The organism is Nocardia sp. NPDC088792, assembly GCF_044750615.1.
In the GTDB taxonomy this organism is placed as follows: domain Bacteria; phylum Actinomycetota; class Actinomycetes; order Mycobacteriales; family Mycobacteriaceae; genus Nocardia.
The window spans coordinates 63,400-88,911 of the sequence record NZ_JBIVKC010000007.1 but is presented as its reverse complement, the minus strand read 5'-3'; the positions used below and the strand labels follow the sequence as shown (position 1 = coordinate 88,911).

Sequence of the window (25,512 nt, the reverse complement as noted above, 5' to 3'; positions counted from 1 at the left end):
ATGCATACTCTCTAGTTATCAGTCGATAACAACAAAGGCCGGAGCATGACCGACATACTCGAGACATCGACGGGCGCAACCGAATACGCGCCCAAAGCCCGGTCCCTGGCCGCGGTGCTGGCGGCCGTGGGCATCCCCATGTTCATGGTCACGCTGGACAACCTGGTGGTGACCAACGCCCTCCCCGTGATCCGCACCCAACTGGGCGCCTCGCTCACCGACCTGCAGTGGTTCGTGAACGCCTACACCCTCTCGTTCGCCTCGCTGCTGCTCACCGCCTCCGCCCTCGGCGACCGCATCGGCCGCCGCCGGCTCTACCTGGCGGGCATCGCACTGTTCACCGTGGCCTCGGCGGCCTGCGCACTGGCCACCGAGCCGTGGATGCTCATCGCCGCACGAGCGGTGCAGGGCTTCGGCGCGGCGGCGGTGATGCCGCTCTCGCTGACACTGTTGTCGGCGGCAGTGCCGGAAAAGACCCGCAGCGCCGCCATCGGCATCTGGGGCGGCATCTCCGGGCTCGGCGTCGCGCTCGGACCCGTGATCGGCGGCGCGGTCGTCGACGGCCTGAGCTGGCATTGGATCTTCTGGATCAACGTTCCGGTCGGCATCGTCGCCGTACCGCTGGCGGCCTGGGTCCTGAACGAATCATTCGGCGGCGCAAGGAAAGCCGACCTGGTCGGCCTGTTGTTGTCGGCCGGCGGTGTGCTCGGCGTCGTGTGGGGCGTGATCCACGGCTCGGGCGACGGCTGGACCTCCGGACAGGTGCTGGGCGGATTGATCGGCGGCACAGCGCTGCTGGCCGCCTTCGTGGTCTGGGAACACCGGGTCGCCGATCCGATGCTGCCGCTACGACTGTTCCGCTCCCGCGGCTTCAGCGCCGTCAATACGACACTGTTCACCTTCTCGCTCGGCGTCTTCGGCTCGATCTTCCTGCTGTCCCAGTTCTTTCAGGTGGTGCAGGGCCTGACACCGCTGCAATCGGGCATCCGCACGCTGCCGTGGACACTGGCGCCGATGGTCGTGGCCCCGCTCGCGGGTCTCATCGTGGATCGGGTCGGGCCGCGCGTGCTGATCGTCACGGGCCAGGTGCTGCTGTGTGCGGCGCTGACCTGGATGGCGCTCATCACCACCGTGCACGTCGAATTCGGTTCCTTCGTACTGCCGTTCCTGCTCGGCGGCATCGGCATGGGCCTGACCTTCGCTCCGGCCTCGTCGGTGGTGATGGCCAGTGCGGAGCCGGACGATCAGGGCATGGCTTCCGGCACCAACAACACCATCCGCGAGGTCGGCGTCGCGATGGGCATCGCGATCCTGGTCTCGGTGTTCAGCTCACACGGCTCGTATCTGTCCCCGCAGAGCTATGTGAACGGACTGGTGCCGGCCGTGGAGGTCGGCGCGGTCATCGTCGCGGTCGGCGCGGTGGTGGCGCTGCTGCTCCCCGGCCGCAAGGGGAGTGGGTCCGGCGTAAAGACTTCCGGCCACTGATTCCCGAATCCCGCGGCCCCTCGGTTACCTACAGTCGCGTAACCGAGGGGTCGCGGAGCATGATCGAATACCGTGCCGAAGCTATCCCTCGAACGAGAAATCCTGTCCTTCGTCGCCCTCGGTGACAGTTTCACCGAGGGTCTCGACGACCCGTACCCCGACAGCGCGGACACCCCGGACGGGCGGTATCGCGGCTGGGCGGACCGGGTGGCCGAACACCTGGCCGGGCAGGTTCCCGAGGTGCGCTACGCCAATCTCGCGGTGCGCGGCAAGCTGATTCGCCAGATCATCGACGATCAGCTGCCGCTCGCCATGGATCTGCGTCCGGACCTCATCACCTTCTGCGCCGGCGGCAACGACATCCTCCGGCCGGGCAGCGGCGATCCCGACACGCTGGCCGGACTGTTCCGGGACGCGGTCGCCCGGCTCTGCGAGACCGGGGCGACCGTCGTGGTCTTCACCGGCATGGATGTCGGCTCCCAGCCGGTCATGCGCCGCATGCGCGGCAAGATCGCCACCTACAACATGCACATTCGCGCGGTGGCGGACGAATTCGGCTGTCCCGTGGTCGATCTGTGGGGCATGAAGCCGCTGCAGGATCCCCGCGCCTTCGGCTGGGACCGGCTACACCTGTCCCCGGAAGGCCATCGGCGGGTGGCGCTGCGGGTATGCGAGCTGCTCGGCGTCCCCGTCGAAGACGATTGGCGCGCACCGTGGCCCGCACAGGACCCACTGCCCTGGCCGGACGCCCGCCTCCAGGATCTACACTGGGCCAAGGAGTTTCTGCTGCCGTGGATTCAGCGCCGGCTGACCGGCCAGTCCTCCGGCGACGGCATGCGGCCGAAACGGCCCCGCCTGGAACCGGTCCGCTGACCGGCGGGCGTCAGTCCGGGATGACTGCCTCGTAAGCCGTGGCGACCGTCTTCGCGACCTGCTCGAGGGTGGGTGCGGGGCGGTCGCCGAGTTCCCGCTCGACCGAGGTCATATCGACCTCCGGGAGGCCGCAGGCGACGGCCAGCTTCCACGGGCTCAGATCACCGGTCACGTTCACCGCGAAGCCGTGCGTGGAGACATTGCGCCCCACCCGCATTCCGATGGAGGTGATCTTGCGTCCGGTATCGCGGGTCCACACGCCGGTCAGTAGTTCCGAACCGCGCGGGGTCTCGCGGCGTTCGGCGGGAATACCGAGCGCGTCGAGGGCGGCGATCATCCGGTGCTCGACCTCGCGGATGTAGTCGACCACGCCCTCGCCCGGCCGCAGCTTGACCACGAGATACCCGACCAGCTGGCCGGGACCGTGATAGGTGAGCTGACCGCCGCGGTTGGTCTCGAACACCGGGATCGCGGAATCCGGTGCGGGCAGATGCGCTTCCGGGGTGCGCCGGCCGATGGTGAAGATCGGTTCGTGGCTGAGCAGCCACAGCGTATCCGGCCGCCGGTCCTCGACGCGCTCCTGCCACAGCCGCTGCATGCGGTCCATGGCGGCGGAGTATTCGGTGAGCCGGTCGGTGTCGTCGATCAATGCCAGGGGACGGACCTTCACGAAGTCCATTCGTACCACGCGCGCTCGTCCCCGCCTGTTCGCGCCCGCGCCGGGCCGGGGTGCGATGCTGCTCCGCAGTGTGGTCGACGCCCGCAGGGATACCGTCCACGCCCAGCACGATTCTCTCCGCTATCGGCCCCAGGTCGATCCGACCCGATTCGACGCGCCCATGTCTCCCACCGAACTCGCGGCCGAGCCGCCCTCGCTCCCGAAATCCGATCCACGAGCCGGCCACGAGTCGCGCTGGGAGCGGGCGACGGCACTGCCGTTGTCGGCGCTGGCCGTCGTCTTCCTCGTCTCCTATGTCTGGCAGGTGCTCGATCACGGGCGAACTCGCGGACTCGATCCCTGGCTCACCCGAATCGATCTCACGATCTGGGTGCTCTTCTGCCTGGATTTCCTGCTCCGCCTGCGGTTTTCGGTGGATCGCCGACGGTTCCTGCGCAAGAACTGGCTGGATATGGTGATCCTGATGTTGCCGCCGCTGCGTCCACTGCGGCTGGCCCGGGCCGCGCTGTTGATCATGGGCGCGGTCGATCGGCATACCCGGCTGCAGGCGCGGGTGCGGCTCACGGTGTTCGTGGGCGTGAGTTCGGTGCTGCTGATCCTGTTGTGCAGCGTCGCCATGTACGGCGCCGAGCGGGATGTGCCGGACACGCACGTGCACAACTTCGGTGATGCGCTGTGGTGGGCGGTGGTGTCGGTCACCACGGTCGGCTACGGCGATGTGTATCCGGTGACCGTGGAGGGCCGGTTGATCGCCATCGTGCTGATGAGCGTGGGCATCGGGCTCATCTCGTTCGTGATCGGCGGCGTCACCAGCTGGGTCACCGACCAGCTGCGCACTGTCGACGAGACCGCCGAGCATACCGACCGGGAGCTCGGCGAACTGCTCGGCGAAGTCCGGGCCCTGCGCGCCGAGCTCGCGGCGCTGCGCAGCGAACTGCGTACCCCCGCCGACGGGGTGCGAGCTGCGGAAAATGCGGGTGAACCGGGCTGATTACAAGGATTACGATGCGACCAGCAAGAATGGGGAGGCAAATCCGCCCGACCCGCACCACCAGCCAGGGGAGAGACGAACCATCGTGGCCGACGATATCGAACCCGCCCAGCCGTCCGAGGCGCTGAGCGAACAGTCCCTGTTCGCTGCCGCGGAAGCAGCCGAGAAGGCGTTTGCGACGGCCGCCACCCTGGATGAACTCGCGGTCGCCAAGACCGAGTTCATGGGCGGGAAGTCGCCGATCTCGCTGGCCCAGCGTTCCCTGGGCACGCTGCCCAAGGAGGAGAAGGCCGAGGCCGGCAAGCGCGTCAATATCGCGCGTGGCCGCGTGTCCGCCGCCTACGAGGCCCGCAATACCGAGCTGCTCGCCGAGCGCGACGCGGCCGTGCTGGTCGCCGAGTCCATCGATGTGACGCTGCCCGCGCGGCGCGGCGCGATCGGCGCCCGGCATCCCATCACCGTGCTGAGCGAGCGCATCGCCGATGTGTTCGTGGGCATGGGCTGGGAGGTCGCCGAGGGCCCCGAGGTCGAGACCGAGCACTTCAACTTCGATGCCCTGAACTTCCTGCCGGATCATCCGGCCCGCACCATGCAGGACACCTTCCACATCGCGCCGGAGGGTTCGCGGCAGGTGCTGCGCACGCACACCTCGCCGGTTCAGGTGCGCTCCATGCTGTCTCGTGAGCTGCCCATCTACGTGGTGTGCCCGGGCCGCACGTTCCGCACCGACGAGCTGGACGCCACCCACACTCCGGTGTTCTCGCAGGTGGAGGGTCTGGCCATCGACAAGGGCCTGACCATGGCGCATCTGAAGGGCACCCTGGACGCGTTCGCGCGGGCGCTGTTCGGACCGGACACCACCACCCGCATGCGGCCCAGCTTCTTCCCCTTCACCGAGCCGTCCGCCGAGGTGGACGTGTGGTTCCCGGACAAGAAGGGCGGCGCGGGCTGGGTCGAGTGGGGCGGCTGCGGCATGGTGAACCCGAAGGTGCTCATCGCCAGCGGGATCGATCCCGACGTGTACAGCGGTTTCGCCTTCGGCATGGGCATGGAGCGGACTCTCCAGTTCCGCAACGGCCTGTCCGATATGCGCGACATTGTCGAGGGTGATGTGCGCTTCACATTGCCGTTCGGCATCCAGTCCTGACCTGACCCCGATACGAGGAAGCGAAACGTCAAGTGCGAGTAGCGCAATCCTGGCTGACGGAACTCCTGCAGCGCACCACCCCCGAGTGGTCGGTGACGGCTGCGGAGCTCGACGCCGGTTTCGTCCGGGTCGGACTGGAAGTCGAAGAGGTCGATCCGCTGGAGCGGATCGAGGGTGATATCGAGCAGCCGCTCGTGGTGGGCCGCGTCGCCGAGATCACCGAGCTGACCGAGTTCAAGAAGCCGATCCGGTTCTGCAAGGTCGATGTCGGCAATCCGGAACTGCAGGAGATCGTCTGCGGCGCACGGAATTTCGCCGTCGGCGATCTGGTGGTCGTGGTGCTGCCGGGCGGTGTGCTGCCCGGCGGCTTCAAGATCACCTCGCGAAAGACCTACGGCCACACCAGCAACGGCATGATCTGCTCGGTCGCCGAACTGGGCATCGGCAAGGACCACAGCGGCATCCTGGTGCTCGAGCCGGGCACCGCCGAACCGGGCGCCGACGCCAATGCGCTGCTGGGCCTGGACGACACGGTCATCGAACTGGCCATCACCCCGGACCGCGGCTACGCGTTCTCGGTGCGCGGCCTGGCGCGCGAGCTGGCCTGCGGCTTCGACCTGGAGTACGCCGATCCCGCCCAGCGCCTGCTGCCCGACTCCGACGCCGAGGCCTGGCCGGTGAAGATCGAGCCGGAATCGCTGTGCACGCGCTTCGCCGCCCGCCGCGTCACCGGCATCGATCCCGCCGCCGTCAGCCCGTGGTGGCTGCAGCGTCGCCTGCTGCTCTCGGGCGTGCGCCCGATCTCCCCGGCCGTCGACGTCACCAACTACGTCATGCTCGAACTCGGCCAGCCGCTGCACGCCTTCGACGCCGCCAAGGTGTCGGGCGGGCTGGTGGTGCGCCGCGCCAACAAGGGTGAGACCCTGCGGACGCTGGACGAGGCCGAACGCACGCTCGACGCCGAGGACGTGGTGATCGCCGATGATTCCGGTGTCGTCTCGCTCGCCGGCATCATGGGCGGCGCCTCGACCGAGGTCGGCTCGGACACCACCGACATCCTGCTGGAGGCCGCGACCTGGAACCCGGTCGCCGTCGCCCGCACCACGCGCCGGCACAAGCTCGGCTCGGAGGCCAGCCGCCGCTTCGAGCGCATCGTGGACCCCGAAGTGAACCTGGCGGCACTGGATCGCGCCGCCACCCTGCTGGCCGAAATCGCCGGTGGCACTGTGGAATCCGTGCTCACCGACGTCCGCATCCCGGTGCCCGCGATCGCCCCGATCAGCATGGACATCGATCTCGCGGACCGCACCGCGGGCATCCACTACGCGCCGGGCGCCGCCACCCGCCGGCTGCAGCAGGTCGGTTGCGGCGTCGAGGTCGGCGTCAGCGAGGGCGGCCACGCCCAGCTGGTCGTGACCCCGCCCAGCTGGCGTCCCGACCTCACCCAGCCCGCCGACCTGGTGGAGGAGGTGCTGCGCCTGGAGGGCCTCGACAAGATCCCTTCGGTGCTACCCACCGCTCCCGCGGGTCGTGGCCTCAGCGCCGAACAGCGCCGCCGCCGCTCGGTCAGCCGCGCACTGGCTTTCACCGGTGCGGTCGAGGTCCAGCCGCCGGTCTTCATGTCCGCCACCGTGTTCGACACCTGGGGTCTGGATGCGGATGATCCGCGCCGCAAGACGCTGAAGGTGCTCAATCCCCTCGACGCCGAGCGTCCCGACCTGGCCTCCACCCTGCTGCCGGGTCTCCTGGAAGTGGCCGCCCGCAATATCTCCCGTGGCGAACGCGACCTCGCGATCTACGGCATCGCCCAGGTGGTCCTGCCCACCGACCACACGGTCGCGGTGGAGCCCCTTCCGGTCGACCGCCGCCCCACCGAGGACGAAATCGGCGTCCTGCTCCGCTCGCTGCCGGATCAGCCGGTTCACATCGCCGCGGTCCTCACCGGCCGCCGCGAACCCCGCGGACCCTGGGGGCAGGGCCGTCAGGTCGAGGCCGCCGACGCCTTCGCCCTGGCGGATGCCATCGCCGATGCCGCGGGCGTGACCATCGAACGCCGCGCCGCAGCCCTGCTGCCGTGGCATCCGGGCCGTTGCGCCGAACTCGTGGTGGACGGCGTGATCGTCGGCCACGCGGGCGAACTGCACCCGGCGGCCCTGGAGCGTTCGGGCCTGCCCCCGCGCACCTGTGCCCTGGAACTCGACCTCGACGCCCTGCCCCTCCGCGAAAACCGGCCCGCCCCGGTGGTTTCCGCGTTCCCGGCGGTCCTCCAGGACGTCTCGGTGAGCGTCGACAAGTCCGTCCCGGCCGCTGCCGTGGAATCCGCCCTCCGCTCCGGCGCGGGCGCTCTCCTCGAAAGCATCTCCCTCTTCGACGTCTACGAAGGCGCCCAGGCAGGTGAGGGCCGCAAATCCCTCACCTACGCCCTCCGCTTCCGCGCCCCCGACCGGACGCTGACGGAAGACGAGGCCAGCGCGGCGCGCGACGCAGCCGTCGCGGCAGCGGCTTCGGCGGTGGGCGCAGTCCTGCGCGGCTGACCCGGTAGCGAACACGGCGGCTCGCCCGGGCACTTCGGTGCCGGGGCGAGCCGTTCGCATTCCCGCCCCGTAATCCATTGCGGCGCTGCGTAATGGGCTGAACTCCGTTATCGCGCGGGCGGCAGGTTCATGAAGACGCGACTGATCATCGCTGTCAGTTGCTTCCGTTCGGCGGCGGTCAGCGGTGCCAGTAGTTCGTCCTGAACCGCTGCTTCCTCGGCGTTCAATTCGGCGAGCGTGGCACGGCCGGTCTCGGTCAGTGCGACCGTCACCCGCCGCCGGTCGGCCGCGTCGCGCACGCGCTCGACATGACCGAGCGTGCCGAGGTCCTCGACGATCTTCGCGATATCGCTGGGATCGATCGCCAGCCGCAGTGCCAGATCTCGTTGTGCGTGCGGGCCGAAGTCGGCCAAGGCGGCCAGCACGGCCATATGCCACAGCCGCAAACCCCGCCCTGCGAGTCGCTCGGCCAGCCGCTGCCGCGCCGCCTTGCCGGTCCGGGACAGCAAATAGGTCGTGAGAGCGGTCAGGCTCGGCGGCTGCACGGTGGGCTCGTCCATGATAGGACTATAGGTGCCAACCCATCATGGGTGCACACCTAGGAATTGAAGGATCCGCATGGATGCCCTACACCCTCGCCTGCTCGTGGACCGCTTCGCCGCCGGCTTCGAGTTCTACGACGCCGTCCTCCCAGCGCTTTTCGGCGCCCGCCTGAGGAAAGGCACCGCCGCCGGCCCCTACGCGAACTGGGATGTCGACGACCAGGCGATCCTCGTACTCTTCGATCGCGCCGCCCTGGCCGCGACCATCGGCACCACCGATCTCCCGGCCTCGACTCCCGCCGCACAGGACCGGGCCATGTTCGTCTGCCAGGTAGCCGATGTCGACGAGGGCCTGGCTCTGTGCCTGAAACACGGCGGCATATTGGTCACCGAGGCGACGGACCGCCCCGAGTGGGGCCCCGGCCTGCGCACCGCTCACCTGCGCGACCCCGAGGGGCACCTCATCGAACTCCAGTCGTACTGACCCGCCTGCCAAGTGACCGGAAGCCATTGCACTGCGCGGCCTCCGGCGCCGGCCGGCCGCATCCGAACCTCCTCCGCCGGTACCGTGAGCCGCAGACCCGGAAAGCGGGTTATCAGGGCGGGCAGTGCAATTCGCAGCTCCAACCCGGCCAGCTGCCGGCCCAGGCGTCCGTGGATGCCGTGGGTGAAGCGCGTGGTGGTCGGGGGAACGGTCACGTAGCGCAGCAGTTCCTCGGCCGCGCGCTCGGGATCGGTGCGCAGTGTGGCGCACTGTTCCGGGTCGCGCAGCAGTCCGAATGCGCTGAGCGTCAACATATGTGCGCTGATCTCGAATCCGCCGATCAGCAGGAGTGTGGCTGTCCGGGCGAGTTCTTCGTCCCGCACGTCTGCCCGGGTCAGGTCAGCGAGCAGATCGTCGGCCGGTTCGGTTCGCTTGGCGGCGACCAGATTTCGCATGTAGTCCCGCGTCTCCTCGAAAGCGGCGACTCCAGCTTCGACGCGCGTGCTGCGGGGGAGGTCCGGATCGCCGAGGTCGGTGGCGAGTTCGGTCACCAGGCACTGGAAGCGATCGCGGTCGGCGTCGGGCACGCCGAGCAGTTCACAGATCGTCAGTGCCGCAATGGGATGGGCGAACCACTTCACCAGATCGACCGGACCGCCGGCGTGCTCCATGACATCCAGGTACAGGTCACTGATCGCTGCCACTCGTTCGGCGAGCAGCCGCGTCCGCCGGACAGTGAACGTGCCGGTCATCGGTTTCCTTCCGGTGCGCACCTTTCAGGTTGCATCGAACGCTAGGTCGTGTTCAATGGTTTCTCAATGAGAACCTCGTGGAAATCTTCTATTCTCGCAGTTGGAGCGCGTATGCGAATGCAATGACCCTGCGGCGAAACGCAATACCCGAGGCGCGGATTTGCAATGAGATGTCGCTGAACGCATCTCGGCGCCGCGGGACCGACGAAGGAGGATCGCACCGATGCCAGGCGGCAGACTCGCACTCGAGGAGCGGGAATTCATCGCGGCGGGATTGGCCGACGGCTGGAGCTACACCGAGATCGCACGCCGGCTCGAGCGACCGGCCTCGACGGTCAGCCGCGAGGTGATCCGTAATGGGGGACCGGGCCGCTATCGGGCCGACCGGGCACACCGCGCCACCGTGGTGCGAGCCCGCCGGGGCAGAGCACCGCAACCGGCCTCGCCCGCAGCGGGTTTCGGCATGGACGATGAGGCGCTGCGCGAGTTCGCGGCGCGGTTCGCCGAGCTGCTCGTCTTCGACGGGATGCCCCGGATGCAGGCCCGAGTACTGACCTGCCTGCATCTCACCGACTCCGGCAGTCTGACCGCCGCCGAATTGGTGCGCCGCCTCGGCGTCAGCCCCGCCTCCATCTCCACCGCCGTCGGCGCGCTGGAGAAGCGGGATCTCATTCGCCGGGAACGTGATTCAGCACGCCGCGACCGGTACTGCATCGACGACCGCACCTGGTACCGCACCACCCTCAACCTCGCCCGCGCCTCCGAGGCGAAGGTTCGGGCCGCCCGCCGCGGCGCCGAGATCCTCGGCCCGGCCACCCCGGCGGGCGCCCGCCTGACCGAGATCGGCCGCTACCTCGACTACCTGGGCAGCGAAATGGTCCAGGCCGTCGAACGATGGCACGCGGCAGGACCATCCCGGTCCCACCCGGCTGATCGGTGATCCGGCCGGAGCCTGGTCGCGGTGTTCTCCCGCTGCGGTGCCCATACTTTTGGGGCAACGGGGGAAGGGGGTTGCTGTCGCCGAAACCGTCTGTGCTGCAAACGGATCGCGGTGACAGTCTCGGCATTGCCGAGAGCCATGTCGTAGTGCGCCATCGTTCGAGATGTCCTACATGGTCACCAATCTGGTGCCGTGGCGGCCCGCCGCCTGGGCTTTGATGGCGGAGCGTGCCGACCTGTTCGCGACGCGTTCGAAGGGCGCTGGCCTGGATGGGATCGCGGCCCAGGCGGCAGTATTGGCGGCCCGGCTGCGCAGCGACTGACAGCAGCGCCGCGGCCCGGCGCCGGAGGGCGTAGCCCTACCCCCAGTTGGCTTGACTTAACTATAGTCATCGATAAGATGGCTCTAGTTAACTAGAGTTAGAGGGGTTGTCGTGGAAGACTCTGTCCTGCAGGTCGATACGCGGGAGCGGGTACGGCCGACCGCGGTCGTCTGGATTCTCTGTTCCGCGTCGTTCGTGGCGATGCTCGACGTGTTCGTGGTGAACGTCGCCTTCGGGAAGATCGGGCAGAGTTTCCGGGGGGCGTCGCTGGCGGACCTGAGCTGGGTGCTCAACGGGTATGCGATCGCGTATGCGGCATTGCTGATTCCGGCGGGACGGTTGTCCGATCGACTGGGGCGGAAGAACGGATTCCTGGTCGGGCTCGGCGTGTTCACGCTCGGCAGTGCGCTGTGCGCGGTGGCGCCGACGCTGTGGCTGCTGGTCGTATTCCGGGTCGTGCAGGCTGCGGGGGCGGCGGTGCTGACGCCGGCCGCGTTGGGCCTGCTGCTCACCGTGCTGCCGCCGGAACGGGTGAGCGGCGCCGTGAAGGTCTGGGCCACCACGAGTTCCGTGGCCGGTGCGCTCGGGCCCGTCGTGGGCGGCGCGCTGGTGGAGATTTCCTGGCGGCTGATATTCGTGATCAATATTCCGGTGGGCATCGTGGCCGGAATCGCCGCGCTGCGCGCGATTCCGGATCTACGGCAGCAGACTCAGGCCCGGATGCCGGACCTGCTGGGGGTGGCCCTGCTGATCGGTGCGCTCGGCACACTGTCGCTGGGGCTGGTCGAAAGCGGCGCCTGGAGTGGTTCGGCGGTCTGGTCCGTCCTCGGCATCGCCGTCGTGCTGTCGGGGCTGTTCCTGGTGCGTGTGCTGCGGCATTCCGATCCGGTAGTGCCGCCGCATCTGTTCCGGGTGCGGTCGTTCGTGTGGGCCGACGTCACCGTGCTGGCGTTCTGCACCGCGTTCGGGGCATCGTTCCTGAGCATGGTGCTGTGGCTGCAGAACGTGGCGGGCTACAGCGCGCTCGAAGCCGGATTCGCCATCGCGCCGGGCCCGCTGATGGTGCCCGTGTTCGCCGCCGTCGGCCAGTACCTGATCCGCCGACTGCCGGTGAATAGCGTTGTCGCGCTGGGTAATCTGCTGTTCGCGGCGGGGACGCTGCTGCTGATCGCTTGCTCCGGTACGCCGGTCCGGTACGCGCAAGATGTACTGCCGGGCTGGATGGTCATCGGCGCGGGCATCGGTATCGCCCTGCCCAGCCTGATGGCCACGGCGGTGGCCGAACTTCCGGCGGCCCTGTCGGCCACCGGCAGCGCGGTGGTGAACACCGCCCGCCAGCTCGGCTATGTCCTGGGCGTCGCCATCCTGATCGCCGTGTTCGCCGCAACCTCCGATCCCGTCAGCTCATTCCGGCACGGCTGGTGGTTCATCGCCGGTACCGCACTACTCGCCGCGATTACCGCCGCGGGAGTCCGCCCGCGGCCGCAATCGGCATGAGAATGGAGGTCGTCGGTCAGGCCCGGACGGCGGGCGCCCAGTGCGGGTCCCGGCCGGATGCGGCCACGGCGCGCGTGAAAGGGTCCGTGCTGTCGGCGACTTCGACTGCCGCACCGAACATTTCGTATTCGCGATAGCCCTCGGCGTTCCCGTCGACGATCTCCTTGATGGTCGACGCCGACGGCTCGGATATCCGGTACTGCTGGCCGGTCGCCATGGCCACATCCCACCCGTGCAGCGCCAGTTCCAGGAGCAGCATTGCGGCGACCTCGGCGGCGGGCGTCGTGGCCCAGCCCAGATCGATATCACCCTCCCATGTGGCGGGGTCGGACCAGGCTTTGAGCGCCCGATCCAATTGCGCCGCAAACTGTTCGGCCCAATCGCTCGCGGTGGTGAAATCGCGCTCGGTCAGCTCGTCGGGAAGCGGCCGGCGCTGGGCCCGGCACTCCAGCCCGTATGACGAGTAGAGCACCCAGTGGTTGATCAGCGCACGCACATCGAACTCGGCGCAGGGAGTCGGTCCCGACAACAGGTCGGAGCGGACTCCCTGCGCCACCCGGCCGGCTTCGGCAGCGCATTCGGTCATCGCAGAGAAGATCTTGTTCATACCGGGAACGCTAGGTCGATACCGGACATCGGGTCTTGTAGAAACGCGTCACGCCGATCCGCGGCTCAGAGTTGCGTGGCGCCGCCGTCGACGAGCAGTTCCGCGCCGGTGGTGAACGAACTCTGGTCCCCGGCCAGGTAGAGGGCGGTGGCCGCGACCTCGTCGGGATGCCCCATACGGCCGAGCGGTGTGGGTGCGCCGCCGGAATTGCCGTGCGGGAACGCGTCGCGGATCTCGTCGCCGCCGGGTGTCGCTATCGGCCCGGGGGTGAGGGCATTGACCCGGACGCCGCGCCCCGCCAGTTCCGCGGCCCAGGTGCGGGCGAGACTGCGGATGGCGGCCTTGGTGGCGCCGTAGACGCCCAGTCCCGGTACGCCGACCAGGGCCGCGCTGGAAGAGAGCAGGATCACCGAGGCGCCGGCCCGCAATAGCGGGAGCGCCTTCTGAACGGTGAAAACCGTCCCCTTCAGGTTGATCGAGGTGGTGCGTTCGTACTCCGCCTCGGTGATCTCGCCCAGTGGACCGAAGTCCCCGACCCCGGCATTGGCCACCACGATGTCGAGATGTCCACTGCGCTCACCGATTTCGGCGAACACCCGATCGAGTTCCTCGAGACTCGACACATCACTCCGAATCCCGACGCCGCGCTTGCCGACCGCTTCGACGGCGGCATCCAACTCGGCCTTGCGTCGCCCGGTCAGATACACCGTGGCTCCCTCCGCGGCGAACCGGCGAGCAATGGCCAGCCCGATGCCGGAGGAGGCCCCGGTTACCAGCGCGATCTTATTGTCCAACTGTCCCATGAGATTCTCCGATTCCTAGAGGTAACAACTGTGGTTACATTGATGGGCTGGAAAAAGGACTTCATCGGATCGAGGCGTGAGATCATTTGACCCGCAATGTGTCTCGTAGCACGTCTTCGAGCGTCGTTCTCGCCAACTCCGCACGAAGCGCGCCTTCGGCCCGCTCGTAAGCGGCGGTCATCGCGGGCCTGATCCCATTGCCCACAACGCATTCCGGGTCCGGCGTGGCAGGATGCAGCGCAAAAACCGGCCCGGGCTCGATGGCCTCATAAACCTCGAGCAAGCTGATCGCACCGAGGTCCCGAGACAACATCCATCCCGCCCCCGCCCCCCGCCGCGACTCGACCAACCCCGCCCTGCGCAGCTCGCCCAGCAACCGCCGTATCACCACCGGATTGGTATTCACACTCGTCGCGATCTGCTCCGAAGTGGCCACCACATTCCCCCGCCGCTGATACAACCCGATCCACGTCAGCGCATGCGCCGCAATGGTCAGCCTGCTGTTAGCACTCATAACCCGCACCTCCGACCATGTCGTAACAGTAACGGTTACGTCCAACCGATGGCAAGCGCCCGTTGCACGAGCGTGGCGAAGTCGCCTCAACTCGCCACTCACCGAACACAAGGCATTTCGCGTCCTACCTGACGATCTCACCTGACCTGGCAGCTCGACTCCGCCCTCGCCCGATGGTTCGGCTGATTCGTCGCGGCGGGCAGGCAGAATGCCGGGGTGGAATCTGTTGAGGTGGGTCGCGCGACGTTGCGCAAGGTGACCTTGCGGTTGGTGCCGTTTTTGGGGTTGCTGTATTTCGTGAACTATCTGGATCGGGTGAATATCGGGTTTGCCGGTCCGAACGGGATGAAGGCCGAGCTCGGGTTGAGTGAGACGGTCTTCGGATTCGCTTCGGGGATCTTCTTTCTGGGGTACCTGGTGCTCGAGGTGCCCAGCAATCTGGCGCTGCACCGCTTCGGCGCGCGGCGCTGGATTGCCCGGATCCTGGTGACGTGGGGTGTGATTGCCTCGGCAATGGCCTTCGTACCCAATGGCACGACGCTGATCGTGCTGCGGTTCTTGCTGGGTGTGGCCGAGGCCGGGTTCTTTCCGGGAATTCTGCTGTATCTGACCTATTGGTTCCCGCAGCAGCAGCGGGCGCGGATCGTCGCCCTGTTCATGACCGCCGTGCCGATCTCGACGGCGCTCGGCGCAACCCTGTCGAGCCTGGTATTGCAGTGGGGCAACGGGGTTTTCGGGCTCACCGGATGGCGCTTCATGTTCCTGGTGGAGGGCGTGCCGTCCCTGATACTGGCCGTGGTCACCTGGTGGTACCTCACCGATCGGCCGGAGCAGGCGCGCTGGCTGGAACCGCACGAAAGGCAGTGGCTGGCAACCGAACTCGCGGCGGAGGACGAGCAACGGTCGGTGAGCGGGCACTGGACGGTGCGCAAGGCGCTCACCTCGCCGCGGATTCTCGGCCTGGCACTGGTGTACGCCGGGATCGTCTACGGCCTGTATGCGCTGGGCTTCTTCCTGCCCACCATCATCAATGGCTTCCAGCAGCAGTACGGCACGCACTATTCGGTGATCCAGCGCGGTCTGATCAATGCCGTGCCGTATGTGATCGGCGCGGTGGTCATGGTCCGGTGGAGCCGCCACGGTGATCGCACCGGCGAACGGGTGTGGCATGTGGCGCTCCCCGCCCTGGTGGGCGGGCTCGCCATTCCGGTCACGCTGTACCTGGGTGACCCCTTCGGGGCCATGGTCGCGGTGACCGTCTGTGCGGTCGGGGTGCTGGCGGCACTGCCGACCTTCTGGGCGCTGCCCAGTACCTTCCTGTCCGGCGCCGCCGCGGCCGGCGGTATCGCGCTGATCAATTCCATCGGCAATATCAGCGGTTTCGCGGCGCCGTATGTGACAGGTTGGCTGAAGGATTGGACCGGTTCGCAGCGGGCCGGGCTGTGGGTGGTGGGCGTCTGCATGGTGGCTTCGGCCCTCGGCGCGCTGGCCATGCGCAACGCCACCCGGGAGCGGGTGCGGTAGGAAGGAACCATGCTGCATCCAGCGACCCCTGTCCTCAATGCGCTGAGCTTCGTGCCGGGCGATCGGCGGATCCTCGCGACCCCGGACCAGTTCGGCGTGCCGTACGAACAGCTGTCGCTGCGTACCACTGACGGTGAGACGGTGGATGCCTGGTTCGTGCGCGCCGCGCGGGAACCGCTGGGGCACATCCTGTTCGCGCACGGGAACGGCGGGAACCTGGGGGATCGCTCGCCGATCCTGGCCTTGCTGGCCGCGGCCGGATTCGATGTGCTGGCCTTCGACTACCGGGGTTACGGCCGCAGTTCCGGACGGCCGAGCGAGCACGGGACCTATCGGGACGTGCGAGCCGCGCGGGAGGCGCTGCTCGCACAGCCGGGGGTGGATCCGGACCGGGTGGTGTACCTGGGTAAATCGCTCGGCGGCGGCGTCATGCTGGAGCTGTCGAATGCCCTGCCGCCCGCGGCGCTGGTCCTCATGTCGACCTTCACCGGCATGCGGGACGCGGCCCGGGCGGTCTACCCGTTCCTGCCGAAACTGCTGGTGCCCAACGCCTATCCGAGTCTGCGGCGCATTCGTACGTTGCGCTGCCCGGTGCTGATCATGCACGGCGATGCCGATGAACTACTGCCGGTGCAGATGGGCCGGACCTTGTTCGCCAATGCGTCCGAGCCGAAGCAGCTGGTGATCTATCCCGGCGCTCATCACAACGATCTGGTGCTGATTCCGGGCTGGGCCGACACCGTGGCGGCCTGGCTCGCCGGGGTATTGCCACCCGCGCGGCGCGCGCCACAGTGATTTCCGGGCGGCATCACGCCGCGGCGGCGTGACTTCCGCGCAGGATATTGAGCAGGAACTCGGCATTGCTGCCGGTCTTGCGCAGGCCGTCGAGCAGTATGTCGAGGGCGCGCTGGTCGTCGAGCCCGGCCAGGGTGCGTCGCAGCTGGTCGACCGCGCGGCGCTCATCGGGGGCGAAGAGCAGTTCGTCGCGCCGGGTGCTGGAGCGGTTGATGTCGACGGCGGGGTAGATATGCCGCCCGGCCAGCGTGCGATCCAGCTTGAGCTCGGCATTACCGGTGCTCTTGTACTCCTCGAAGATGAGGGTGTCGGCCTGCGACCCGGTCTCGACCAGGGTGGTCGCGATAATGGTCAGCGAGCCGCCGCCTTCGATATTGCGGGCCTTGCCGAGGAACCTCTTCGGCGGCAGCAGGGCCGCGGAATCGACTCCGCCGGAAAGGATCCGGCCCGAGGCGGGCCCGGACAGGTTGTAGGCGCGGGCCAGTCGCGTCAGCGAATCGAGCAGCACGACGACATCGCGGCCCTGTTCGACGAGCCGCTGGGCGCGTTCGATGGCGAGTTCCGCGAGTGCGGCCTGCTGGGCGGGTGATTCGTCGAAGGTGGCCGCGACGACCTCGGCGGGAATGCCGCGCGACATCTCGGTGACCTCCTCGGGCCGTTCGCCGACGAGCACCATCATGAGGTGCACTTCGGGATGATTGGCCACCAGGCCGTGCGCGATCTCCTGCAGCACAGTGGTTTTGCCCGCCTTGGGCGGTGCGACGATCAGGGCGCGCTGCCCCTTGCCGATCGGCATCATCAGGTCGATGACGCGGGTGGTGAGCTGATGCCTGCCGGTCTCCAGCCGCAGTCGCTCGTCGGGATGGATGGGGGTGAGGTCCGCGAATCGCGGCCGGGATTTGACCGCGCCGGGCGCCTCGCCGTTGACGGTGTCGACCCGCACCAGCGGAGCGAGCTTGCCGCTCTTGGGATTCGGCTGCGCGAGGCCGGCTACGGCGTCGCCGCGGCGCAGATCGTGCTCGCGGACGAGCCGGGTCGGCACGTGGATATCGTTTGTCCCGGGCAGGTAGCCGTCGACACGGAGAAAGCAGTTCTGGCCGTGGAAGTCGATGATTCCCATTGCGGGCGTGAGTGTTTCGATGTGCTCCAATGCGGGAGCGGGATTGATGGTTGTCATGGTGTTACTCCTCGAGAGGCATGAGAAAGGAAGGTTGAGACCGGAGCGGCATTGGGCCGCTTCCGGATTCGAGCGGGGTCTACGCGGGTAGCCGAACCACACCTGCGGAATCCGTACTCGTGAGGGAAGAAATCTCGGGGGAGGGACCTGCTACGTCGACCTGCATCCTCGAGACTGCGACCACTTCACCGTACGCCCCGGATCGCACATCGCGCAATCCCGGCGTTTCGCCCGGCGGTCGGTGGCGCTGCGTAGCCTGGAACGCATGAGCGATGCGGAGATTCTCGCGGGGCAGTTGTCGCAGCTGTCGGATGGCGAGCTCGCGGCGGTGGTCGCGGTCGCCAGCCACGGCCGGGCCGGTCTGGCTGCACTACATGCGGTGGCGCAGTCGATCGCGGCCACGTCCGGCAGTCATGTTTCGGATGTCATCGATGTGACTCCTGACACCCCGTTCCCGGAAAGCTATCCGGAGTCTGAGACGCCCGGCCCGTCGGTGCAGGTCGGAGACGGTCCCGTCACCCCTGTAACACCGATACCGCCTGCGGGTATTCCGTCCGGGACGGAGATCGGCGGCTATACGACAGCCGGTGTCCCTACTTTCGAGTCAGTTCGCGATAAGGTCGAGCAGCGCTACGGCACCTCGCAGGGGATGGGCGAATTGGATCGGCAGACACCGGCGGGTCGTAGCGTCGACGAACAGTGGGATGCGCGGCGCAAGGCCGCGCGGGACCGCCTGGACCAGATTCGAAAATCGATGCACGACAACGATTCCGAGTAGTCCAGCGGTCCGTACGACCGATGGGTGGAACCCTATGACCGAGCCTCGCGAAATCGCAGAGCGCCTGCTCGACCTCCAGGTCGACTTCATTGTCGCGGAGGTGACCGGCGAGCGCTTCGCCGAGGTTATCGTCCGCGACGTGGACGCGGTGATCGGTGTCGCAGACACCATCATCTTCCGCGATGTCGTGGAGATCGATCAGGCCAAGCAGACCGTCGCCAATGTGATCGACCTGATCGGCGGCAGCCCCGTCCTCGGCGAGATGGTCGGCACCCTGGCCAACTCCCTCTACGAGAACATCGCCGCCAACAATGACTACACCCTCGGCGACGTGGTCGAACGCGAGCCGGTGGAACAGCTGCTGGAGAAGATCTTCGGCCTGCACCAGGCCCAGGAACGAATCCTGGAGCGGCTCACCGAGAGCCCGCTGATCGCGACGGTCGCCGCCAAGTTCGTGGACAAGCTGGTCGACGATCTGATGGAGGCCAACAAGCAGATGGCCTCGAAGATTCCCGGCGTCGGCTCCCTGGTGTCGATGGGCACCAATGCTGCCAAGTCCGCGCGCAAGGCGGCGGAGAAGGCCGGCGGCAGCTTCATCGGCGAAATGGCGGGCAAGGGCGCGCAATTCGCGCTCAAGCGCACCAATAACGCCATCCGCGAAATGCTCCGCGACGCACCCGTGCACGATGCGGCCATGGAATTCTGGGACCTGCACGCGGGCGAGCCGGTCAGTGGACTGCGCGAATACCTGTCCCAGCAGGATCTCTACGAGCTCGCCCTGATCATCCACCGGATCGCGCTCACCACGCGCGAGAAGGAGTACTTCGGGGTGCTGGTCGACCAGGGCGTCGAGGTCTTCTACGAGAAGTACGGCGACTACACCCTGGCGGGACTGCTGCCGGAACTGGGCCTGTCCAATGAGGTCATCGCCGAGGAGATCCTGCGCTACGGCCCGGCCGTGGTGGAGGCCGCCAAGCGAAATGGCGTGCTGGCCAAGCTGATCCGCGAGCGGCTGGAGCCGTTCTTCCTGTCGGAGCCGGTGCTCGCCGTGCTGACGGAAGCTACCAAGTAAGACCGACGGAAACGGGCCGGTCACCGAAAGGTGACCGGCCCGTTCGTGTTTCGTGGTATCAGCTTTCGACGATCGCGATGCCGTCGATCTCGACGAGCATCTCCTCGCGCGGCAGACCCGTGAAAACCGTTGTGCGGCTGGGTAGCACACCACTGGTCGTGTTCTCGTTCACGAACTTGCCGTAGGCCTCGTTCATGATGGCGAAGTCCTCACGCTTGGTGAGGTACACGCGCAGCATCACCACATCGTCGAAGCGTGCCCCGCCGGCCTCCACGATGGCCCGCACATTCTCGAGCGTCCGGATGGTCTGGTTCGCAACGTCTCCCGGGTAGAGGTATTCGTTGGTGTCGGGATCGACCGGTCCTTGTCCGGAGACCTGCAGGAACGGCCCCTTCCGTACACCCTGGGAGAAGGTGTGGGCGGGTGCGGGCGCCTGGTCGGTGCGGATGGCGATCTTCTCGGTCACAGTGGGCCTTTCACTGGTCGGGGCTCGGACTCCAGCCGAGCTCGGTGGATACGGCGTCGGCGGTGGCGCGCACGCGCGGCAGCAGACCGAGCACCTGGTCGTGGTCGAGCAGCATGTCCGGCACGGAGACCGACAGTGCGGCGACGACCGTGCCGGTCCCGTCATGGATCGGGACGGCAATGCAGTTGATGAAGCTCTCGTGTTCCTCGTGATCCTCCGCGAACCCTTGGGCGGCAACGAGTTCCAGCTCCACGAGGTACTGCTCCGGCGTGCGGATGGTGCGGTCGGTATAGGGCCGATAGTCGAGGCGCCCGGCGATGACCGGCCACTGCGCCCGCGGCTGCCCGGCCACCAGCACCTTGCCGACCGCCGTGCAGTGCAGCGCCGCGGGCCGCCCGATCCGCGAGTACATGCGCACGCTGTGGGTGGCGTCGAGCTTGTCGATGTAGACGGCCTCACCGGATTCGTAGGTGGCCAGGTGCACGGTCTGCCCGGTCTCGGCATTGAGCGCGCTCAAATGCGGCCGCGCCACCGTGCGCACGTCACGCCCCTCGAGCGACCGGTTGGCGAGTTCGAAGAGCCTGGTGCCCAGCCGATACCGGTGCTCGCTGTCATGGGTGACGAAGCGCTCGGCCTCCATGGTCTGCAGCAGCCGCAGCACCGTCGACTTGTGCACCCCCAGCAGTGCGGCCAGCTGGTCCAGGGACTGCGGTTCCTCACCGAGCCGGACGAGCAGGTGGAGGGCGCGCTGGAGACTCTGGCTCATGACGCCACATTCTCGGCTACGGCCACGCCGGGCGGGTAATGCATACCCGCCCACTCGGACGCGGTTGCGGCGGCGAGGTATTCGAGCACCGGTAGCGGAGCCAACTCGGCCACATCACCGGTGCCGGTGAGTGCGGCGGCGGCGCAGAGGTGGCCGAACCGCAGCAGTTGCTCATGGGATCGGCCCTGCAGTAGCGCGCCCAGGTAACCGCCCGCGAAAGCGTCTCCCGCACCGATTCTTTCGGTGACCTCGAGAGCCAGCGCCGGAACTTCGAGCCGGTCCGCGCCGAGGAAGCCGGTCACGGAATGCTTGTCGTTCTTGACGATCAGATGCCGGGGCTCGGGGAAGAGAGTGCGCAGCTTGCCGGCGTCGGCAACGCCGAAGACGGCCTCGGCCTCGTCGGCCCCGAGGAACGCCACATCGGCGGCGCGCAGATGGCGGGCCAGGATGTCGGCGGCGACATCTGCGCGCCGATCCCACAGTGCGGGGCGGTAATTCAGGTCGAAGCTGATCAGCCGTCCGTGTCTGGGGAGGGCGAGGATGGCCTCGGTCAGTTCGGTCGCGGAGGGCGACAGCGCGGTCGTGATGCCGGTGAAGTGGATCAGTTCGGCGGTATCGAGCAGTGCCGCCGCGGCATCGAGGTCGGTGCGGGAGAGTGCGCTGGCGGCCGAGCCGGTGCGGTAGTAGAGCATGCGGCTGGCGCCGGCGTCGAGGTCGGTGGGCCGTCCCGAGCCGCTGCCGCGTTCCTTCACGTAGACGGCGGTGGGCCGGGCCGGGTCGACGGTGACCGCGGAGGTGTCGACGCCGCGGCCGGTGAGTTCGCGAATCAGGTAGCGCCCGAAGCCGTCGTCGCCGATGCGGGAGATCCAGGCGGTCGGTACGCCGAGCTGGGTGAGGACGCCGGCCACATTGGCCTCGGCGCCGCCGGTGCCGCGTTCGAAGACGGGGGAGTCCTCGAGCGGCCCGGGCCGGGCGATCAATACCGCGAGCCCTTCGCCGACGGTGACGGCGCGTGGGGTCGGCTGGATCACACCGATCTCCTTCGAGTGGTTGCGGCATTCGGACATCACGTGCAGAATAACCACCGGAAACACGATGTGCAACAAGCGTTGCAAATTATGCAATGTCTTGACGCTATGACCGGAAGGAGCGTCGTGGCCGCCGACAAGGATGTCGCCGCAATCCCGAACGAGCCGGGCGAGCTGATTCTCGGCCCGCAGCACAAATCGCTGCCGCCCGCCGCCTGGGGACTGACGGTGCGGGAATTCCTGGCCACGGCACCGCATCTGGACGAGCTGCAGACCCCGGTCCTCACCATGGACCGCGCGGCGCTCGACGCCAATCTCGCCGTCATGGCCGACTGGGCGCGGACCGCCGGCGTGCGGCTGGCCCCGCACGGCAAGACCTCCATGTCGCCGCAACTCTGGTTCGAACAGCTCGCGGCCGGGGCGTGGGGCATCACCCTCGCCACCGGATGGCAGGTGCAGGTGGGCCGCGCACTCGGCCTGAACCGCATCATGCTCGCCAATGCCCTGCTGGATCCGATCGGATTGCGCTGGGCCGCAGCCGAAATCGTGGCCGACCCGAACTTCGAACTGTTCAGCTGGGTGGACGGCGTCGACTCGGTGCGCGAGATGGAACGACACCTCGCCGACGCGCCGGAGGGCGTCCGGCTGTCGGTGATCGTGGAACTCGGTGGGTCGCACGGCCGTACGGGCGCCCGCGGCAAGGCAGCCGCCCACGAGATCGCCGACGCCGTGCACAAGTCCGCCCGGCTGAAGCTGGCGGGCATCGGCGGCTACGAAGGCGCCCTCGCTCACGATCGCAGCGCCGAGGCGGTGGCCGCCGTGCGCTCCTATCTCGGCGAGATCGGCACGCTGCATCGGGAACTGGCCGCCGAGGGCCGCTACGAGGACGCCGCGATCATCACCGCGGGCGGCAGCGCCTATCCCGATCTCGTGGTGGAGCAGCTGGCCGAATACGCGGACGAGGAAGGCGCACAAGGGATTCCGACCACCGTCGTACTGCGTTCCGGTGCGTACCTGATCCACGACGACGGCTTCTACTCCGGCATCTCACCACTGGCCGCGGGCCGTGCCGAGCGCCCGCTGCGGTCGGCCATGCACGGCTGGGCACGCTCGGTGTCCCGCCCGGAAACGGAACTCGCGCTGCTCGACGCCGGCAAGCGTGATCTTCCGTTCGATGAGGGGCTGCCGGTCCCGCAGCGGATGGCGGGACCGGCAGCACGTCCGCTGCCGACCGGTGCGCACGTGTCCGCGCTGAACGACCAGCACGCCTTCCTGCGGCTGCCCGGCGGCAGTGCGGCCGATGTGCCGGTGGGCAGTGTGGTGCGGCTGGGTTTGTCGCATCCGTGCACGGCCTTCGACAAGTGGCGGCTCATTCCGGTGATCGACGACGCCGAGGCCGCACGGCCCCGGATCGTGGATTTCCTGCCGACCTATTTCTGAGCGGAATATCATGGCCGACTTGCTGATTCGTGACATCGACGTCATCGACGGCACGGGTGCGCCGCGCTACCGCGCCGATGTGCTGGTGCACGGCGGGCGCATCGCCCGGATCGCGGAGCCCGGCACCCTGCCCGGTGCGGACCGCATCCTCGAAGAGCGCGAGAACATGGTGCTCGCACCGGGTTTCATCGATATGCACGCCCATTCGGACCTGCATCTGCTCACCGCGCCGGAGCACTTCCCGAAGGTGAGCCAGGGCATCACCACCGAGGTCATCGGACAGGACGGGCTGTCCTATGCGCCGATCGACGACGCGACCCTCGCCGTCGTACGCCGCCAGATCGCGGGCTGGAACGGCAATCCCGCCGATCTGGACTTCACCTGGCGCACCGTCGGCGAGTACCTGGATCGGCTGGATTCGTCCGGGATCACCCCGAACGCCGCCTACCTGGTGCCGCAGGGCACGCTGCGCATGATGGTGGTGGGCAATGACAAACGCCCGGCCACCCCGCCGGAGATCGACCGCATGCGCGAACTGCTCGCACAATCCCTGGCCGAGGGCGCGGTCGGCATGTCCAGTGGGCTCACCTACACGCCCGGCATGTACGCCGACACCACCGAACTCGCGGCCCTGTGCGAGGTGGTGGCCCAGGCGGGCGGCTTCTACGCCCCGCACACCCGTTCCTACGGCAAGGGCGCACTGGATGCCTACGCCGAGATGATCGAGCTGTCCCGCCGCACCGGCTGCGCCCTGCACCTCACCCACGCCACCATGAACTTCGGCGAAAATCGCGGCCGCGCACCGGAATTCCTCGCCATGATCGATGCCGCCCTCGCTGAAGGCTGCGACATCACCCTCGATACCTACCCGTATCTGCCGGGCTCGACCACGCTGTCGGCGCTGCTGCCCAGCTGGGCCATGTCCGGCGGGCCGGATGCGGCGCTGGAACGGATCTCGGACCTCGACACCCGGCTGGCAATCGTCGCGGACGTGAACGTGCACGGCTCCGACGGCTGTCACGGCGTGACCGTGGACTGGGACACCATCCAGATCAGCGGCGTGGCGAACCCGGACCTCGAACGGTACGTGGGCCGCACCGTCACCGAGATCGCGGTCGCCGAGGATGTCCCCCCGGTCGAGGTCTTCTTCGACCTGCTGACCCGGGATCAGCTGGCCACCAGCATCCTTCAGCATGTCGGCCACGAGGAGAACGTCCGCGCGATCATGCGCCACCACCGCCACATGGCAGGCACCGACGGCCTGCTCGCCCCCGAACGCCCGCACCCCCGCGCCTGGGGCACCTACCCCCGCTACCTCGGCCATTACACCCGCGAACTCGGCATCCTCGAGCTCGAGGACTGCGTCCACCACTGCACCGGCCGTCCCGCCGAACGCCTGCGCCTCCGCGACCGCGGCCTCATCCGCCCGGGTTACGCCGCCGATCTGGTTCTCTTCGACCCCCAGACGGTTCTCGACACCGCCACCTTCGACAACCCGAAACAACAGGCCCAGGGCATTCCTTACGTTCTCGTCAACGGCGAATTCGCCATCAACGCAGGCAAACCCACCGGCACCCGCGCCGGTCGCGCCCTACGTCGTGACCCGGTCTCGGGCGATACCCGATGACCGCCTACCGCCTGTCCCTGTCCCTGATGCAGAAGGAGATCCCGTGACCACCGCCATGGAGGCGATTCTGGCCGATAAGGCGCTGACCGTTGTGCGCGCGCCGGAGATTCCGGATCCGGTGGCCCTCGCCGATGCGCTGGCCGGGGCCGGAATCCGGGCCGTGGAGCTGACTTTCACCACGCCGGGCGTGCTGGATTGCCTGCGTAAGGTTGCCGAGGCCGGGCGGGCGGTGATCGGGGCGGGGACGGTGCTGAACGCCGAGCAGGCGCGTGCGGCGATCGATGCGGGTGCGCAGTTCCTGGTTACGCCGGGCAATACCGAAGCCGTCGCGGAAGTGGCTGCGCGGCACGGGATTCCCGTTGTCATGGGGGCCTTCACGCCGACCGAGGTCATGCGGGCCATGGATCTGGGTGCGGCCGCGGTGAAGATCTTTCCGGCCAGGGCGCTCGGCCCCGGGTATCTGAAGGATCTGCGCGGGCCGTTTCCGGGGGTGCGGCTGATTCCGTCGGGTGGGGTCAATGCGGGGAATGCCGCCGAGTTTCTTGCCCAGGGGGCGGTGGCGGTGACCGCCGGCACCGATGTAGTCCCGCCGGCCGCCGTGGCGGCCGGTGATTGGGCCGGGATCGCCGCGCGTGCGGCCGGTTTCGCCCGCTCCTTGCACTGAGAGGT

At 67.9% G+C, this 25,512-nt stretch carries 26 protein-coding genes; 16 read left to right on the top strand and 10 right to left on the bottom strand.

All coding sequences use genetic code 11. The annotated features are described in order from the left end of the window. Positions 1-45 precede the first annotated feature (45 nt). Together ACIP5Y_RS40285 and ACIP5Y_RS40280 are read left to right on the top strand one after the other, a co-directional pair. Positions 46-1,485 (top strand): MFS transporter, encoded by a 1,440-nt coding sequence (locus tag ACIP5Y_RS40285; RefSeq protein ID WP_400358229.1) that lies wholly within the window; start codon positions 46-48, stop codon positions 1,483-1,485. Between the two features lie 72 nt (positions 1,486-1,557). Further along, positions 1,558-2,358: an SGNH/GDSL hydrolase family protein gene (locus tag ACIP5Y_RS40280; protein WP_400358228.1), complete on the top strand. Its 801-nt coding sequence runs from the start codon at positions 1,558-1,560 to the stop codon at positions 2,356-2,358. 10 nt (positions 2,359-2,368) lie between these two features. On the opposite strand, the gene lipB is transcribed toward ACIP5Y_RS40280, so the two are convergent. Further along, on the bottom strand, positions 2,369-3,028 hold the full coding sequence (gene lipB / locus ACIP5Y_RS40275) for a lipoyl(octanoyl) transferase LipB (protein WP_400358226.1): 660 nt from the start codon (positions 3,026-3,028) through the stop codon (positions 2,369-2,371). 64 nt (positions 3,029-3,092) lie between these two features. Here lipB and ACIP5Y_RS40270 point away from each other — a divergent pair, with 64 nt between their 5' ends. The 3 genes from ACIP5Y_RS40270 to pheT all read left to right on the top strand — a co-directional run bounded on the left by ACIP5Y_RS40270 (position 3,093) and on the right by pheT (position 7,709). Next, positions 3,093-4,028 carry a potassium channel family protein gene (locus ACIP5Y_RS40270; RefSeq protein ID WP_400358225.1) on the top strand — a complete coding sequence of 312 codons (936 nt, stop codon included), beginning with the start codon at positions 3,093-3,095 and terminating at the stop codon, positions 4,026-4,028. Positions 4,029-4,113: 85 nt separating this feature from the next. Next, positions 4,114-5,175: a phenylalanine--tRNA ligase subunit alpha gene (pheS, locus tag ACIP5Y_RS40265; RefSeq protein WP_400358223.1), complete on the top strand. Its 1,062-nt coding sequence runs from the start codon at positions 4,114-4,116 to the stop codon at positions 5,173-5,175. A 32-nt stretch (positions 5,176-5,207) separates the two neighbouring features. Further along, positions 5,208-7,709, top strand: a complete 2,502-nt coding sequence (gene pheT / locus ACIP5Y_RS40260; RefSeq protein WP_400358221.1) for a phenylalanine--tRNA ligase subunit beta — start codon at positions 5,208-5,210, stop codon at positions 7,707-7,709. A gap of 107 nt (positions 7,710-7,816) precedes the next feature. Here pheT and ACIP5Y_RS40255 read toward each other — a convergent pair whose 3' ends face one another. Continuing rightward, positions 7,817-8,269 (bottom strand): MarR family winged helix-turn-helix transcriptional regulator, encoded by a 453-nt coding sequence (locus tag ACIP5Y_RS40255; RefSeq protein ID WP_400358219.1) that lies wholly within the window; start codon positions 8,267-8,269, stop codon positions 7,817-7,819. A 58-nt stretch (positions 8,270-8,327) separates the two neighbouring features. Here ACIP5Y_RS40255 and ACIP5Y_RS40250 point away from each other — a divergent pair, with 58 nt between their 5' ends. Further along, the gene (locus ACIP5Y_RS40250) at positions 8,328-8,735 is read left to right on the top strand and encodes a VOC family protein (protein ID WP_400358217.1); all 408 of its coding nucleotides are present in this window, start codon (positions 8,328-8,330) and stop codon (positions 8,733-8,735) included. Here the strand turns inward: ACIP5Y_RS40250 and ACIP5Y_RS40245 are convergent. Further along, on the bottom strand, positions 8,687-9,487 hold the full coding sequence (locus ACIP5Y_RS40245; protein WP_400358216.1) for a hypothetical protein: 801 nt from the start codon (positions 9,485-9,487) through the stop codon (positions 8,687-8,689). The two genes, ACIP5Y_RS40250 and ACIP5Y_RS40245, sit on opposite strands and share 49 nt — an antisense overlap. Before the next feature lie 223 nt (positions 9,488-9,710). On the opposite strand from ACIP5Y_RS40245, the gene ACIP5Y_RS40240 reads away from it, so the two are divergent. The 3 genes from ACIP5Y_RS40240 (at position 9,711) to ACIP5Y_RS40230 (ending at position 12,246) form a co-directional block, all read left to right on the top strand. Next, entirely contained in the window at positions 9,711-10,427 is a 717-nt protein-coding gene (locus ACIP5Y_RS40240; RefSeq protein WP_400358214.1) for a MarR family transcriptional regulator, read from the top strand. A gap of 163 nt (positions 10,428-10,590) precedes the next feature. Further along, entirely contained in the window at positions 10,591-10,749 is a 159-nt protein-coding gene (locus ACIP5Y_RS40235) for a hypothetical protein (protein ID WP_400358212.1), read from the top strand. A 111-nt stretch (positions 10,750-10,860) separates the two neighbouring features. Beyond that, complete coding sequence (locus ACIP5Y_RS40230; protein ID WP_400358210.1) at positions 10,861-12,246, top strand: MFS transporter; 1,386 nt, start codon at positions 10,861-10,863, stop codon at positions 12,244-12,246. Positions 12,247-12,262: 16 nt separating this feature from the next. On the opposite strand, the gene ACIP5Y_RS40225 is transcribed toward ACIP5Y_RS40230, so the two are convergent. The 3 genes from ACIP5Y_RS40225 to ACIP5Y_RS40215 form a co-directional block, all read right to left on the bottom strand. Continuing rightward, on the bottom strand, positions 12,263-12,853 hold the full coding sequence (locus tag ACIP5Y_RS40225; RefSeq protein WP_400358208.1) for a TIGR03086 family metal-binding protein: 591 nt from the start codon (positions 12,851-12,853) through the stop codon (positions 12,263-12,265). Between the two features lie 65 nt (positions 12,854-12,918). After that, positions 12,919-13,656, bottom strand: coding sequence for an SDR family NAD(P)-dependent oxidoreductase (locus tag ACIP5Y_RS40220; protein ID WP_400358206.1), 738 nt, complete (start codon positions 13,654-13,656; stop codon positions 12,919-12,921). Positions 13,657-13,738: 82 nt separating this feature from the next. After that, entirely contained in the window at positions 13,739-14,170 is a 432-nt protein-coding gene (locus ACIP5Y_RS40215) for an Rrf2 family transcriptional regulator (protein WP_400358204.1), read from the bottom strand. Positions 14,171-14,386: 216 nt separating this feature from the next. On the opposite strand from ACIP5Y_RS40215, the gene ACIP5Y_RS40210 reads away from it, so the two are divergent. Together ACIP5Y_RS40210 and ACIP5Y_RS40205 are read left to right on the top strand one after the other, a co-directional pair. Beyond that, a complete protein-coding gene (locus ACIP5Y_RS40210) occupies positions 14,387-15,694 on the top strand; it encodes an MFS transporter (RefSeq protein ID WP_400358203.1) in 1,308 nt (435 codons plus the stop codon). Between the two features lie 9 nt (positions 15,695-15,703). Then, complete coding sequence (locus tag ACIP5Y_RS40205; RefSeq protein ID WP_400358201.1) at positions 15,704-16,489, top strand: alpha/beta hydrolase; 786 nt, start codon at positions 15,704-15,706, stop codon at positions 16,487-16,489. A 13-nt stretch (positions 16,490-16,502) separates the two neighbouring features. Here the strand turns inward: ACIP5Y_RS40205 and rho are convergent, their stop codons facing one another. Beyond that, positions 16,503-17,666, bottom strand: coding sequence for a transcription termination factor Rho (rho, locus tag ACIP5Y_RS40200; RefSeq protein ID WP_400358199.1), 1,164 nt, complete (start codon positions 17,664-17,666; stop codon positions 16,503-16,505). Between the two features lie 265 nt (positions 17,667-17,931). On the opposite strand from rho, the gene ACIP5Y_RS40195 reads away from it, so the two are divergent. Beyond that, entirely contained in the window at positions 17,932-18,444 is a 513-nt protein-coding gene (locus tag ACIP5Y_RS40195) for a PspA/IM30 family protein (RefSeq protein WP_400358198.1), read from the top strand. A gap of 34 nt (positions 18,445-18,478) precedes the next feature. Next, positions 18,479-19,516: a hypothetical protein gene (locus ACIP5Y_RS40190; protein WP_400358196.1), complete on the top strand. Its 1,038-nt coding sequence runs from the start codon at positions 18,479-18,481 to the stop codon at positions 19,514-19,516. A 58-nt stretch (positions 19,517-19,574) separates the two neighbouring features. On the opposite strand, the gene ACIP5Y_RS40185 is transcribed toward ACIP5Y_RS40190, so the two are convergent. The 3 genes from ACIP5Y_RS40185 to ACIP5Y_RS40175 are packed head-to-tail and all read right to left on the bottom strand — an operon-like array spanning position 19,575 to position 21,779. Beyond that, positions 19,575-19,982: a RidA family protein gene (locus ACIP5Y_RS40185; protein ID WP_400358194.1), complete on the bottom strand. Its 408-nt coding sequence runs from the start codon at positions 19,980-19,982 to the stop codon at positions 19,575-19,577. Positions 19,983-19,992: 10 nt separating this feature from the next. Next, on the bottom strand, positions 19,993-20,748 hold the full coding sequence (locus tag ACIP5Y_RS40180; protein WP_400358192.1) for an IclR family transcriptional regulator: 756 nt from the start codon (positions 20,746-20,748) through the stop codon (positions 19,993-19,995). Beyond that, complete coding sequence (locus ACIP5Y_RS40175; RefSeq protein WP_400358190.1) at positions 20,745-21,779, bottom strand: sugar kinase; 1,035 nt, start codon at positions 21,777-21,779, stop codon at positions 20,745-20,747. Before ACIP5Y_RS40175 ends, ACIP5Y_RS40180 begins: the two co-directional genes overlap by 4 nt. A 105-nt stretch (positions 21,780-21,884) precedes the next feature. Between ACIP5Y_RS40175 and ACIP5Y_RS40170 the strand changes: the two genes are divergently transcribed. Genes ACIP5Y_RS40170 through ACIP5Y_RS40160 form a run of 3 tightly spaced genes read left to right on the top strand, consistent with a single transcriptional unit; the run spans position 21,885 to position 25,507 of the window. Further along, positions 21,885-23,216: an amino acid deaminase gene (locus ACIP5Y_RS40170; protein WP_400358188.1), complete on the top strand. Its 1,332-nt coding sequence runs from the start codon at positions 21,885-21,887 to the stop codon at positions 23,214-23,216. A 10-nt stretch (positions 23,217-23,226) separates the two neighbouring features. Further along, positions 23,227-24,843, top strand: a complete 1,617-nt coding sequence (locus ACIP5Y_RS40165; protein WP_400358186.1) for an amidohydrolase family protein — start codon at positions 23,227-23,229, stop codon at positions 24,841-24,843. A 55-nt stretch (positions 24,844-24,898) separates the two neighbouring features. Further along, the gene (locus ACIP5Y_RS40160) at positions 24,899-25,507 is read left to right on the top strand and encodes a bifunctional 4-hydroxy-2-oxoglutarate aldolase/2-dehydro-3-deoxy-phosphogluconate aldolase (RefSeq protein WP_400358968.1); all 609 of its coding nucleotides are present in this window, start codon (positions 24,899-24,901) and stop codon (positions 25,505-25,507) included. The last annotated feature ends 5 nt before the right edge of the window (positions 25,508-25,512 follow it).